General features: G+C 72.0%; 11 protein-coding genes. 5 read left to right on the top strand and 6 right to left on the bottom strand.

Features of this window, described 5'->3' with window-relative positions; translation table 11 throughout:
- The first annotated feature begins 39 nt into the window (after window positions 1–39).
- Window positions 40–1,221 (top strand): MFS transporter, encoded by a 1,182-nt coding sequence (locus E1295_RS15000; RefSeq protein ID WP_132630879.1) that lies wholly within the window; start codon window positions 40–42, stop codon window positions 1,219–1,221.
- A gap of 6 nt (window positions 1,222–1,227) precedes the next feature.
- Here E1295_RS15000 and E1295_RS14995 read toward each other — a convergent pair whose 3' ends face one another.
- Entirely contained in the window at window positions 1,228–1,677 is a 450-nt protein-coding gene (locus E1295_RS14995; RefSeq protein ID WP_132630878.1) for an RrF2 family transcriptional regulator, read from the bottom strand.
- A gap of 109 nt (window positions 1,678–1,786) precedes the next feature.
- Between E1295_RS14995 and E1295_RS14990 the strand changes: the two genes are divergently transcribed.
- A complete protein-coding gene (locus tag E1295_RS14990) occupies window positions 1,787–2,965 on the top strand; it encodes an ROK family transcriptional regulator (protein ID WP_132630877.1) in 1,179 nt (392 codons plus the stop codon).
- A gap of 81 nt (window positions 2,966–3,046) precedes the next feature.
- On the opposite strand, the gene E1295_RS14985 is transcribed toward E1295_RS14990, so the two are convergent.
- The 4 genes from E1295_RS14985 to E1295_RS14970 form a co-directional block, all read right to left on the bottom strand.
- Complete coding sequence (locus E1295_RS14985; protein WP_132630876.1) at window positions 3,047–4,489, bottom strand: glycoside hydrolase family 3 protein; 1,443 nt, start codon at window positions 4,487–4,489, stop codon at window positions 3,047–3,049.
- Window positions 4,490–4,553: 64 nt separating this feature from the next.
- Window positions 4,554–5,405 carry a carbohydrate ABC transporter permease gene (locus tag E1295_RS14980; protein WP_132630875.1) on the bottom strand — a complete coding sequence of 284 codons (852 nt, stop codon included), beginning with the start codon at window positions 5,403–5,405 and terminating at the stop codon, window positions 4,554–4,556.
- On the bottom strand, window positions 5,405–6,409 hold the full coding sequence (locus E1295_RS14975; protein WP_132630874.1) for a carbohydrate ABC transporter permease: 1,005 nt from the start codon (window positions 6,407–6,409) through the stop codon (window positions 5,405–5,407). Before E1295_RS14975 ends, E1295_RS14980 begins: the two co-directional genes overlap by 1 nt.
- 4 nt (window positions 6,410–6,413) lie before the next feature.
- Window positions 6,414–7,736 carry an extracellular solute-binding protein gene (locus E1295_RS14970; protein ID WP_132630873.1) on the bottom strand — a complete coding sequence of 441 codons (1,323 nt, stop codon included), beginning with the start codon at window positions 7,734–7,736 and terminating at the stop codon, window positions 6,414–6,416.
- A 137-nt stretch (window positions 7,737–7,873) separates the two neighbouring features.
- Between E1295_RS14970 and E1295_RS14965 the strand changes: the two genes are divergently transcribed.
- The 3 genes from E1295_RS14965 to E1295_RS14955 all read left to right on the top strand — a co-directional run bounded on the left by E1295_RS14965 (window position 7,874) and on the right by E1295_RS14955 (window position 10,859).
- The gene (locus tag E1295_RS14965; protein ID WP_132630872.1) at window positions 7,874–9,022 is read left to right on the top strand and encodes an ROK family transcriptional regulator; all 1,149 of its coding nucleotides are present in this window, start codon (window positions 7,874–7,876) and stop codon (window positions 9,020–9,022) included.
- A 12-nt stretch (window positions 9,023–9,034) separates the two neighbouring features.
- Window positions 9,035–9,685 carry a M15 family metallopeptidase gene (locus E1295_RS14960; protein ID WP_132630871.1) on the top strand — a complete coding sequence of 217 codons (651 nt, stop codon included), beginning with the start codon at window positions 9,035–9,037 and terminating at the stop codon, window positions 9,683–9,685.
- A gap of 88 nt (window positions 9,686–9,773) precedes the next feature.
- Window positions 9,774–10,859, top strand: coding sequence for a carboxylate-amine ligase (locus tag E1295_RS14955; RefSeq protein ID WP_132630870.1), 1,086 nt, complete (start codon window positions 9,774–9,776; stop codon window positions 10,857–10,859).
- A gap of 8 nt (window positions 10,860–10,867) precedes the next feature.
- Here the strand turns inward: E1295_RS14955 and E1295_RS14950 are convergent, their stop codons facing one another.
- Window positions 10,868–12,652, bottom strand: a complete 1,785-nt coding sequence (locus tag E1295_RS14950; RefSeq protein WP_220448721.1) for a gamma-glutamyltransferase family protein — start codon at window positions 12,650–12,652, stop codon at window positions 10,868–10,870.
- Window positions 12,653–12,660 lie beyond the last annotated feature (8 nt).

Genomic DNA, 12,660 nt, shown 5'->3' with positions numbered 1-12,660 from the left:
ATCGCGGAAACATCTGTTACCTTAATCAAGGGGATACCCATGTCCGTTGACGTGCGGCAGCGTGCCCGCGTGCCCGCGTGGCTGCTCGCCTTGGCGTTCACCACGTTCGCCTTCGCCACCGACGACTACGTGATCGCGGGCGTGCTGCCGGCGATCTCCGCCGACCTCGGCGTCAGCGAGGCGGCAGGCGGGCAACTGGTCACCGTGTTCTCGCTGGCGTTCGCGCTGGGGGCGCCCGTCGCGTCCGTGGTGACCGCCACCTGGCCCAGGCGCGGGCTGATCACCGGCGCCCTGACGCTGTTCGTGGCCGCCAACTGGGCCGCCGCGTTCGCCGGCTCGTACGCCGTCCTCATGGGCCTGCGGGTGCTGGCGGCGCTCGCCGCGGCGGCCGTCGTGCCCGCGGCGTACGCCATCGCGACCTCCATGGCGCCCGAAGGGCGGCAGGGACGCTATCTGGCACTCGTGATGGGCGGCCTGACCGGATCTCTCATGCTGGGCGTGCCCATCGGCACCTGGGTGGGAGGCGCGTTCGGCTGGCCGGCGACGTTCGGGGTCGGCGGGCTGCTGGGACTCGCCGCGCTGGTGGCGACCAGGCTCACGCTGCCGGAGCCGCCGCCGGGCCAGGCCATGCCCATCGGGCGCCGGCTGGCGCCGCTCGCCCGGCCCCGGGTGCTGGTCGGCCTGCTCGGGATCGTGGCGATCGTGCTGGGCAGCATGATGCTGATGACGTATATTGCGCCGTTCCTGCGGGACCTGGCCGGGGCCGGGCCCACCGAGCTCGGCTGGATCTTCGCCCTGGCCGGGGCGGCCGGGATCGTGGGCGGCCAGCTGGGCGGCCGCGCCGCCGACCGGTGGGGCGCCGACCGGGCGCTGATGGCCGGGATCTCCGGGTTCACGGCGGTCATGGCGGCCTTCACCGCCTGCTGGCTCCTGCGGCCGATGGCGCTGCTCGCGCTCCTGCCGCTGCTCATGGTGTGGGCGGCCGTGTCGTGGTGGATCCCGCCGCCCGCGCAGACCCGGCTGCTCGCCATGGCGGGCCCGGCGGCGCCGCAGGCGCTCGCGCTCAACAGCAGCGCCGTCTACGTCGGGGTGTCGGGAGGCGGGGCACTCGGCGGGCTCGTGCTCGACGCGTACGGCAGCGGCTGGCTGCCCGCCGCCGCGGCCGTGGCCGAAGTCGTCGCGCTTGCCCTCTTCTGGACCGCGGCCAGGCTGCGCGCCTGACCGGTGTCAGTCCCAGGCGGCGGGGTCGGAGGCGAGCAGGCGGATGCGCTCGGGCAGCGCGCCCGAGGCGACCTGCTCCAGCGTGACCTCCTCCAGGATGGAGCGCTCGGTGGCCCGCAGCGCGATCCACACCTGCTGCAGCGATTCGGCGGGCCCGCGGTAGCCGACGTGCTCGGGCCGCTCTCCGCGGACGTTGGCGAGCGGCCCGTCCACCGCCCTGATCACATCGGCCAGGGAGATCTCGGCGGCGGACCGGGCCAGCACATAACCGCCCTCCGGCCCTCGCTGCCCGCGCACCAGCCCGGCGCGGCGCATCTGCAGCAGGATGTTCTCCAGATATTTGGGGGGCATGTCCTGCTCTTTGGCGAGCTCGCCCACAGTAGTCGGGCCGGCACCGGCTGCGGCGAGTTCGGCGGCGGCGCGGAGGGCGTAGTCGACACGAGCGGAAAGGCGCATGTTCCTGATTATCCCTCCTGGTCAAGACTGGTAAGTCGCAAGGCCGTCAGAACGGGCGCCCGGCGCTAAACTTCTAACAACCTTTTCGATTGACGGGTGGGATTTCCGCGTGGAGCGACGCCCTGGTGTGCCCAGGCTGCTGAGGGAGATCAACGACCGGGCCGCGCTGGAGTTGCTGCTGGCCACCGGTCCCATGACACGTGGGCAGATCGGCGACCTGACCGGCCTGTCCAAGGTCACGGCCTCGCAGACGCTGGCCAGGCTGGAGGAGCGCGGTCTGGTCGAGGTGGTCGGCACCCAGGCCGGCGGGCGCGGCCCCAACGCCGCCCTCTACTCCGTGATCCCCTCCAGCGCCTACGTCGCCGGCCTGGAGGTCGGGCCCGAGCTGATCTCCGCCGCGGTCGCCGACATCCACGGCCACACCGTCGCCGAGGTCACCGTCGATCCCCGAGGTCACGACGACCCGGTCTCCGTGGTGCACGACGCGATCGCCAAGGCCTGCCGCAGCGCCAAGGTCAGCCTGGCCAGGCTGCGCGGCGTGGTGATCGGCACCCCCGGCGTGGTCGACCCGCGCAGCGGCGACGTGCGCTTCGCCTTCGACCTGCCGGGCTGGCACGAGGGCATCCACGACGCGCTGGTAGGCGACCTGCGGCGCGAGGTGACCATAGAGAACGACGTCAACCTCGCCGCCATCGCCGAGCGCGCCGACGGCGCGGCCAAGGGGGTCGACGACTTCGTGCTGCTGTGGGCGAGCCGCGGCCTGGGCCTGGCCGTCATGCTCGGCGGCAAGCTGCACCGGGGGCGTTCGGGCAGCGCGGGCGAGATCGGCTACCTGCCGGTGCCCGGCGTGCCGCTGCCCGAGGACATCCGCACCATGCCGGGGCGCCTGCCGTCCCTGGCAGGCGGCCTGCAGTCGCTGGTGAGCGCCGAGACGGTGACCGAGCTGGCCCGCGGCCACGGTTTCGCGGCCGGCAGCGCCGGCGAGTGCGTCCAGGTCGCGGTGGCGGCGGGCGCCGAGGGCGAGCCGCTGCTCTCCGAGATCGCCGACCGGCTCGCCCTGGGCGTGGCCGCGGTGTGCGTGATCCTCGACCCCGGCCTGGTGGTGCTGGCCGGGGAGGTCGGCGCGGGCGGGGCCGCGCTCACGTCCCGGGTGGAGGAGGCGGTGGCCCGCATCTGCCCGGTGCGCCCTCAGGTCGTGACCACGGCGGTGACCGGCCAGAACCCGGTGCTGCGCGGCGCCGTGCTGGCCGCACTCGACGAGGCCCGCGAGGCGCTCCTCGCGTCCTGAGCGCGGAGCCTCCGGCGTGCCGTCCGCGTGCGCGGAGCCTCCGGCGCGGCCGTCCGTGCGCCGAGCTTCCGGCGTGGGGCGTCAGGGTGTGCCGAGGAGCTCGACGGCGGCCTGCGCGTTGGGTCTGGCGGCCCCGTACGTCGCGATGTAGGCGGCGCTGCCGGGCCGCCACACGGGCAGCCCCATCTCGATGACCGTCGTGTCGCGGCGGGCCGCCACCAGCGCGGAGACCAGGTCCTGGCTGGCCTGGTGGCGGTGCGCGTCCTTGACGACGACGACCAGCGACCGGTTCGCGGCCTTGGCCAGCAGCACGGGGACGTCCGCCGCCTCGGGCCCGACCCTGACGATCTCCGCGTCGGGCAGCCACGGGCCCACGCCCCACGGCACGTCGCCCACGGCAATCGTCGGCGGCGTGTCCACCTCGATCACCAGGGGTTCGACCAGCGGCTCCGGGGCGCCGGTCAGGCGTACGGCGCGGCGGGCGGCGTGCAGGCCGACGCCGTTCTGCTCGGCCGCGGGCTCGTGCGGCGCGCCGAACCAGGCGCGCAGCGCCGCCACCCGTTCCGCGGCCTCCTCCAGGCGCGCAAGCGGCAGGCGCCCCTCCCGTACGGCGGCGACGATCCCCTCGATGATCGCCTGGATGTCGTCGTAGGTGGGCAGCGGGCCGAGGCACAGCAGGTCGGCGCCGGCCGCCAGAGTCAGCACCGCGCCCCCGGCCAGGCCCACGCTCTTGGTGATGGCCTGCATGTCGAGCGCGTCGGTGACGACCACGCCGTCGTACCCGAGCTCGCCCCTCAGGAGCCCGGTCAGCGCGGCCCCGGACAGCGTGGCGGGGGAGTCGCCCGTCACCGCGGGCACCGCCACGTGCGCGGTCATCACCGACCTGGCCCCGGCGCCGATCGCCGCGCGGAAGGGGGCCAGTTCCCGCGCCCGCAGCACGTCCAGGCCGACGTCCACGACGGGCACCGCGAGGTGCGAGTCCACCCGGGTGGCGCCGTGGCCGGGGAAGTGCTTGACGCAGGCGGCCACGCCGCCCGTCTGCAGGCCGCGTACGGCCGCCACCGTGTGCCTGGCGACCAGCTCCGCGTCCGTGCCGAACGACCTGGTGCCGATCACCGGGTTGTCGGCCTCGGTGTTGACGTCGGCGCTCGGCGCCATGTTGAGGTTGACGCCGCAGGAGGCCAGTTCGGCGGCGATCGCCCGGTACACGCTGCGGGTGAGCTCGGCGTCGTCCACCGCGCCGAGCGCCGCGTTCCCCGGGTACGGGCTGCCGACGTGGTAGGCCAGCCGCGTCACGTCGCCGCCCTCCTCGTCGAGCGAGATGACGGGCTCACCGGCGGCGCGCAGCGCGGTGGTCAGCTCGCGCACCTGGCCGGGCTCGGCGACGTTGAAGCCGAAGAGTGTGACACCGCCCAGGCCGTACTCCAGCTCGCGCAGCACCCACGTGGGCGCCGTGGTGCCCTGGAAGGCGGCGAGCAGCGTGCCGGCCGCGAGACGGCGCAGCCCCCGATCACTCTGACTCATGGCTCCTCATCAGTTCTCAGGCAGGGTGGAGTACGGCACGGTCGTGCCGTACGGATGGCGGACGTCAGCCCTTCACGGCCCCGGCGACCAGGCCGGTGACCATGCGGCGTTGCACGACAAGGAAGAAGACGACGACGGGGATGGTCATCATCGTGGAGGTGGCCATGATGGCGCCCCAGTCGGTGCCCTTCTGCCCGAAGAAGTACTGCAGGGCGACGGGCATGGTGTATTTCGTCGGGTCGCTGATCAGGTACAGCGACATGATGAGCTCGTTCCACGCGGTGATGAACGAGAAGATGCTGGTCGCGACGAGTCCGGGGGCCACCAGCGGGAAGAGCACCTTCCAGAAGGTGGTGAACCGGCCGGCCCCGTCGATCCAGGCGGCCTCCTCCAGCGACTTGGGCACCGCGGCGACGAACGTGCGCAACATCCAGATGCCGAACGGCAGGGTCAGCGCGACCTGGGTGACGATCAGGCCGAGCAACTGGTCGTAGAGGCCCAGCCGCTTGACGCTCAGGAACAGCGGGATGACCAGCGCCTCGGCGGGGATCATCTGCACGATGAGCAGCAGGGCGAGGAACGGCGTGCGGCCCTTGAACCTGAACCTGGCCACCGCCGTGGCCGAGAGCAGGGCGAAGACGGCGCCGATCAGGATGGTGCCGAGCGCGACGATGGCGCTGTTGCGCATGTAGAGCCAGATGGAGTGCCCGGCCACGCCGTCGGTCAGCACGCGCTGCACGTGCTCGAAGGTGAACTGCGTCGGGAACGGGATGAAGTCGGTGGTGAAGATCTGGTCGTTCGTCTTGAACGCGGTGGAGACCATCCAGTAGACGGGGAACGTGGCCACCACGAAGACGAGCACGCCGAGCGTGTTGAGCGTGACCTTGCCCAGGCGCTTGCGGGTCAGCGGGGTCATCACGTGTCCTCCTGCTTGAACATCTGCCGGACGTAGGCCGCCGTGACGATGAGCAGGATCACGGTCAGCACGAGGGCGATGGCCGCGCCCGAGCCCATCTTCGGCGGGGCCTTGAACGCCTCGGTCACCGCGTACATCGACAGGTTGTAGGCCTCCCTGTTGTTGGTGCCGGCCAGCACGTACAGCTGGGAGAAGACCTTGAAGTCCCAGATGATGGAGAGCACGGTCAGCACCGCGAAGACGGGCTTGAGCAGCGGGAACGTGATCCGCCAGAACGTCCGCCAGGGGGCGGCGCCGTCGACCTTGGCGGCCTCGTACAGCTCGGAGGGCACGCCCTTGAGGCCGGCCAGCACCGAGACGGCGACGAACGGGAAGCCGGCCCAGACCACGCAGATGACCAGCACCATGTAGATGGACCAGGCGTCGTTGAGCCAGGGTTCGCCGGTCCAGTCGGCCCGGCCGAACAGGGTGCTGGAGAGAGGGTCGGGCAGCAGGTTGAGCGCCCAGTTGATGATGCCGGCCTCGGCGTCGAACAACCAGCGCCAGATCACGCCCTGCGCCACCGGCGGCACCGCCCAGGCGAACATGATGCCGATGATGACGAACAACGACATCTTCTTGCCGAGTCGGTGCAGCAGCACGCCGACGGCGGTGCCGAGGACGAGGGTGAGCGGCACCGCGATCACGGCGAACACCACCGTGTTGCGGAGCGAGGACCAGAAGATGTCGTTGTCGACGAAGGCGGTGAAGTTGTCCAGCCCGACCCAGGTGGCCGGCTTCTTGCCGGAGATCTGGACCAGGCCCACCTTCTGGAAGGCGATGATGCCCATCTGGATCAGCGGGTAGAGCAGCAGCGCGCCGATGACCAGCAGGCCGGGGACGAGCAGGACGTAGGGGACGGACCACGCGGGCAGCCCGCTGGCCTTGTGCGGCGGGTTCGGGCGGCGCGGCCCCGGGGCTGGGGAGCGGTCCCCGCCCCGGGGAAGCGTTGACGTGTTCGTCATAGGCTCAGGAGGCGTTGAGGATGTCTTCGAGTTCCTTGTTGGCCGCGGCCAGCGCCTCGTCGGCGGACGCCTTGCCCTCGATGACCTGGCGTGCGGCGTTCTGCAGCACCGCCTTGGTCTCGTTGGCCTCGGTCCACTGCGGGTCGGCGGGGAAGGCCTTGGCCTTGGCGAAGGCGGCGGCGAACGGCGCCTGCACCGGATCCTCGGCCAGCTTGGCGAGCGCGTCGGGATAGACGGGGAGCAGGCCGCCGTCGGTGGCGTACTTGACGCCCCAATTCTTGCCGGAGGCGAGCTTCACGAACTCCTTGGCCGCCTCCTTCTCCTCCGAGGTGCCCCAGACGGCGATGTCATTGCCGCCGAGGAACGCCTGCGCCTCGCCGCCCGACTGGGACGGAAGCGGGAAGAAGGCGAGCTTGTCGCCCTTGAGCTTGCCCTTGCTGTCCTCCTCGATCCCGGCGAGGTCCCACGCGGCGGTGAGGTACATGCCGACCTTGTTGTTGGAGAAGCGGGTGCGGATCTCGGTGGTGTTCTGGTTGAGGCGCGACTTGCTGGACAGGCCGTCGGTGACCAGGCCGGTGTACTGCGCGAAGCCGGTCTTGAAGCCCGGGTCGGTCAGCTTGCCGACCCACTTGTCGCCCTCCTTGACGGCGTACTCGCCGCCGGCGGTCCAGGCGAGGGCGCCGAGCAGGTGGTTGGCGTCGGAGCCGCCGTTGAACGCGAACCCGTCGACGTCGGAGCCCTTCTCGGCCTGGATCTTCCTGGCCGCGGCGACGAGTTCGTCCCAGGTCTTGGGCACCTCGATCTTGAGCTCCTTGAACCAGTCGGCGCGGTAGAGCACCGCCCGGGTGCCGCCGCCCCACGGCACGGCGTACGTCTCGCCGTCGATGGTCTCGAGGCCCATCAGGTTCTTCGGGATCTGAGCCTGGTCGCCCGCGGCCACGATGTCCGTGACCGGCTCCAGCGCCTCCTGGCTCTGCCAGAGCGGGACCTGGTCGTTGCCGATCTCGGTCACGTCGGGGCCGGTGCCGCCCGCTGCCGCGGCCGTGAACTTGTCGTTGACCTGGGCCCAAGGAATCCACTCGACCTTCACCTTGGCGCCGGTCTGCTTCTCGAACTCGGCGACCAGTTCGTCGGTGTACTTCTGCGCGTCGGGGTTCGTGTCGCCCAGGCGCCAGAAGGTCAGGGTCTTGCCGGCGTACTTCGGCCCGCTCGCGGCGGCCGCGCTCGGTGAGGACTCAGGCGTCTCGCCGGAACCGCCGCAGGCCGCCAGGCCCAGGGCCAGGGCGGCCGTGGTGACCGAAGTGGCTGTGATCTTCGCGATCCTCACAGGGTTCTCCCTTCCCGGGTGCCGGCCTACGGTCCGCACCAGGCTGATCGTCAATGCCGTACGATGCTGATAAACTAACAAGAAACTTTCCTTAATAAAACGCCCGTTAGCCGATCGTGACGAGAGGGGAAACGCCGATGCGCCGAGACCCGGGAACCCCCCGGTTGCTGCGTCGGCTGAACGACCGGGCGGCGCTCGAACTGCTCATCGGAGACGGCCCCCTCACGCGCGCCGAGCTCGGCGAGCGGACCGGCCTGTCCAAGGTCACCGCAGGTCAGCTCCTCGTCAGGCTGGAAGAGCGAGGGCTCGTCGAGGTCACGGGGGAGCGGGCGGGCGGCAGGGGCCCGCACGCCGCGCTGTACGCCGTGGTGCCCTCCTGTGCGTACGTCGCCGGGCTCGAGGTGCTGCCCGACAGCCTCAAGGTCGGTGTGGCGGACATCACAGGCAGGACCGTGGTGGAGATCACGCTCAACCCCTCCGACGGCCGCGATCCCGTCGAGGCGGTGCACGCGGCCGTGCGGCGGGCCTGCGAGGCGGCCGGCATCAGCATGTCCCGGCTGCGTTCCTTCGTCATCGGCACCAGAGGCGTGGTCGACCCGGTCAGCGGGGACGTGCGCTGGTCGTACGACCTGCCGGACTGGCACGTCGGCGTGCTGGCCAGCCTGCGCGAGACCCTCGGCGCCTCGGTGACGATCGAGAACGACGTCAACCTGGTCGCCCTCGCCGAGCACAAGTACGGAGCGGCCGCCGGGCACGACGACTTCGTGGTGATCTGGGCGGGCGTCGGCCAGGGGCTCGGCGTCATGCTGGGCGGCCGGCTGCACCGAGGCATCACCGGGGGAGCGGGCGAGATCGGCTGGCTGCCGGTGCCGGGCGAGCCGCTGCCCGCCGACGTCTCCCAGCCGCAGTCGGGCTCGTTCCAGCGCCTGGTGGGCCACGACGCCCTGCGCGGGCTGGCCGAGCGGCGCGGGCTGACCGGCAACACCGTGGCCGACCTGGTACGCGGCGGCGACGAGGGCTATCTGGACGAGGTGGCGATGCGGCTGGCCGTGGGCGCGGCCGCCGTGACCGTCGTGCTCGACCCCGGGCTGATCGTCCTCAGCGGTGACGTCGGCAGGGCGGGCGGCGCACGGCTGGCCGCCAAGGTGCAGGAGGCGGTGGCGCGCGTGTGCCCGAGCCGGCCCACCGTGGTCACCACCGGGGTCGCCGGCAACCCCGTGTTGCGCGGGGCTCTGGTGGCGGCTCTGGAACAGGCCCGGGAACAGGTTTTCTCCGACACTGTGTGAGAATTTCTGCCCATGTGGCAGTCCCCGAACGATGTCGTGCTCATCTCGGACCCCCGTGTCGCCTCCGTCCCGGTGCAGGAGTGCGGCGAACCCCTGACCGACGTACGCGGGCGGCTGCGCGTGGACACGCGCATGGCCGACGACGACGGCGCGTACGCCCACCTGCGCTCCGGCCTGCTCGACCGCCTGGAGAAGGCGGAGACCCTGCTGCCCGACGGCTACCACCTGCTGATCGTCGAGGGCTACCGTCCGATCGCGACGCAGCGGCGGATCTTCGACGGGTACCGGGCGGAGCTGGAGGCGACCTTCCCCGACATGTCGCCCGACGAGTCCTATGTCGCGGCGAGTCGCTACGTCTCCCCCGTCGACGTCGCCCCCCACACCGCAGGCGCCGCCGTCGACCTGACCCTGTGCTCACCCAACGGCACCGAATACGACATGGGCACCCAGGTCAACGACAATCCCGAGCAGAGCGACGGCGCCTGCTACACCGCCGCCCCCACCATCTCCGACGACGCCCGCGCCCACCGCAAGCTCCTCGCCGCCGCCCTGGAGCCGGTCGGGCTGGTCAACTACCCCACCGAGTGGTGGCACTGGTCCTACGGTGACCGCTACTGGGCCATGGCCACACGCGCCCCTTACGCCCTCTACGGACCCATCTGACAAGCACCTGTCGGACGGGTTTCCCCCAGGGCACGGTACGGGCACAACCTCGTACGGAGGCTTTTGGACTCCCCAACGAGGTGTGGGCATGGTTCCGTTGATCGGGATCGAAGAGGAATACCTCGTCGTCGATCCCCGCACCCGCCACGTGGCTCCCCGAGCGGCCGAAGTCCTGGCCGCGGCCACGGACGTGCTGGACGTGGTGCAAGAAATCACCCGATTCCAGGTGGAGGCGCGCACGCCGCCGTCCGCCGACCTGAGCGAGCTGGGCTCGCGACTGCGCACCGTACGCAAGGAAGTGGCGGACGCGGCCCGCAGGTGCGGGCTGGCCGTCGTCGCGAGCGGCATCCCCGTCCTGGGCAACGTCATGCAGCCGCCGCTCACCGACGACGACCGTTACCTCCAGGGCAGGGTGCTCTACCGCGCGCTGCAGGACGAGATCAGCATCTGCGCCCTGCACGTCCACGTGGACGTGCCCGACGAGGAGCACGCCGTCTACGTCGGCAACCACCTGCGGCCATGGTTGCCGACGCTGATCGCGCTGGCCGCCAACTCGCCGTTCTTCGTGGGACGCGACACCGGCTACGCGTCGTGGCGGGTGATCAGCTGGGGCCGCTGGCCGGTCTCCGGCGCACCTCCCTACTTCCCGTCGTACCGCGACTACGAGCTGGCGCTGCGCTCGCTGGCGGAGTCGGGCGCGCTGCTCGACGCCAAGACCGTCTACTGGGACGCCCGCCCGTCACCCCAGCTGCCGACCGTGGAGATCAGGGTGGCCGACGTGCCCCTCGACGTGGCCCACAGCCTCACCCTGATCGGGCTCATCCGCGCCCTGGTCGTGACCTCCCTGGAGGCCGTCCGGCGCGGCGACAGGGGGTTGCCGGTGCCCGCCGAGGTGCTGCGCGCCGCCTACTGGCGAGCCGCCCGCGACGGGCTGCTGGGCGACAGCATGGACGTGCGGCACGGCACGCTCGTGCCCGCCCCGGTGATGGCCGGGCGCCTCCTGGAGCACGTACGCCCGGCGCTGACCGAGGCGGGTGACCTCACGTTCGTCCAGGAGGGCCTGGACCGGCTGCTGCGTCAGGGCTCGGGAGCCATGCGCCAGCGCCGGGTGCACGCACGGGGCAACGACCTGGCCGAGGTGGTGGACGACCTGATCGAGGCGACGGTCGCGTAACCCATGCGTCATCGGCCGACGGCGTAGCCCTGCGCGCCGCGCGGGTTGGCGGCGGCCTTGAGGAAGGCGCCGTCACGGGCGACGGCGCTGAGTCTGCCGAGCGACCACGGACCCTGCTGCTCCACCTCGTGCCCGCGCCGCCGCAACTCGGCGACGACGCCCGGGTCGAGGCGGTCCTCCACGTGCAGGACGCCGGGGCGCGAGCCGCGCGGGAAGAACGAGCTCGGGAAGTGCTCGGTGTGGAACATGGGCGCGTCGATGGCCTCCTGCAGGTTCAGCCCGCCGTGAACGACGGACAGGAAGAAGTTCGGGCTCCACTGGTCCTGCTGGTCGCCGCCCGGCGTGCCGAAGGCCAGCCACGGCCGGCCGTCCCTGAGCGCGAACGACGGCGACAGCGTGGTACGCGGCCGCGTACCGGGACGCAGCGACGCCGGCAGGCCCTCCTGCAGCCAGAACATCTGCGCCCGCGTGCCCAGGCAGAAGCCCAGCGCGGGAATGGTGGGCGAGCTCTGCAGCCAGCCGCCGCTGGGCGTGGCCGAGACCATGTTGCCGTGCCGGTCGACCACGTCGACGTGGCAGGTGTCGCCCCTGACCGTGCCGTCGAGGGAGGTCACCTCCACGCCGCCCGCGGTCTTGGCGACCGTGGGCTCGCCGACCCCCTGCGGGGCGCGGGCGCCGGAGACGCCGGGCGCGCCGCTGGAGGTGCCGGGGGCGGGCAGGTCGGGCAGCCTGGGCGTCCGCCCGCCGGGCGAGCCGGGCCGAAGGTCCAGGTCGGCGCCGGGGCCGACGAGGGCGCGCCGCCCGGCGTTGTACGCCTCGCTCAGCAGGTCGGACATGGGCACGTCGGCGTCGCCGTACCAGGCTTCGCGGTCGGCGAAGGCGAGCTTGGCGACCTCGGCGACCGTGTGCACGTAGTCGGCGCTCAGGTAGCCCATCGCGTCCAGGTCGAACCCGGACAGCAGGGCGAGCTGCTGCAGGAACACCGGGCCCTGCCCCCACGGCCCCGTCTTGCACACGGTGTGCCCGCGGTAGTCGAACGTCACGGGATCCTCGACGGTGGCCGCCCAGCCGGCCAGGTCGTCGCCGGTCAGCAGCCCGCCGTGCACCTCGCCGGAGCTGTCGCGCCAGGCCGTCTTGGTGCTGAACTCGGCGATCGCCTCGGCGACGAAGCCCTCGTACCAGGCCTTCCTGGCGGCGGCGAGCTGCCCCTCGCGGATGCTCGACGCCGCCTCGGCCTCCGCGACCAGCCGCCGGTACGTCGCGGCCAGCACCGGGTTGGCCAGCTTCGTCCCCGGGGCGGGCGCGGCGCCGCCGGGCAGCCAGGTCGCCGCCGACGTCGGCCAGTCGCCGGTGAACAGCCCCGCGACCGACTCGATGGTGGCGGAGATCCGGTCGAGCACGGGCACGCCGTGCTCGGCGTAGTGGATCGCGGGAGCCAGCACGTCGGCCAGCGACCAGGTGCCCCAGCGCTCCAGCATGAGCATCCAGCCGCCGAACGCCCCGGGCACGGTCGCCGCCAGCAGCCCCGTGCCGGGCACGACGTCCAGGCCGAGCCCGGTGTAGTGCTCGATCGTGGCCGCGGCGGGCGCCACGCCCTGGCCGCACACCACCGACACCTTCTGGTCGGCCTCGCTCCACAACAGGATCGGCACCTCACCGCCCGGGCCGTTCAGATGCGGCTCGGCCACCTGCAGCACGAACCCCGCGGCCACGGCCGCGTCGAAGGCGTTGCCGCCGCGTTCGAGCACGCTCATGCCGGCGGCGGAGGCCAGCCAGTGGGTGCTGGCGACCATGCCGAAGT

It is taken from the genome of Nonomuraea mesophila, from assembly GCF_004352805.1.
Lineage (GTDB): Bacteria > Actinomycetota > Actinomycetes > Streptosporangiales > Streptosporangiaceae > Nonomuraea > Nonomuraea longispora.
The sequence above is the reverse complement of the archived record's forward strand: the minus strand, read 5'-3'. Positions and strand labels throughout refer to the sequence as shown.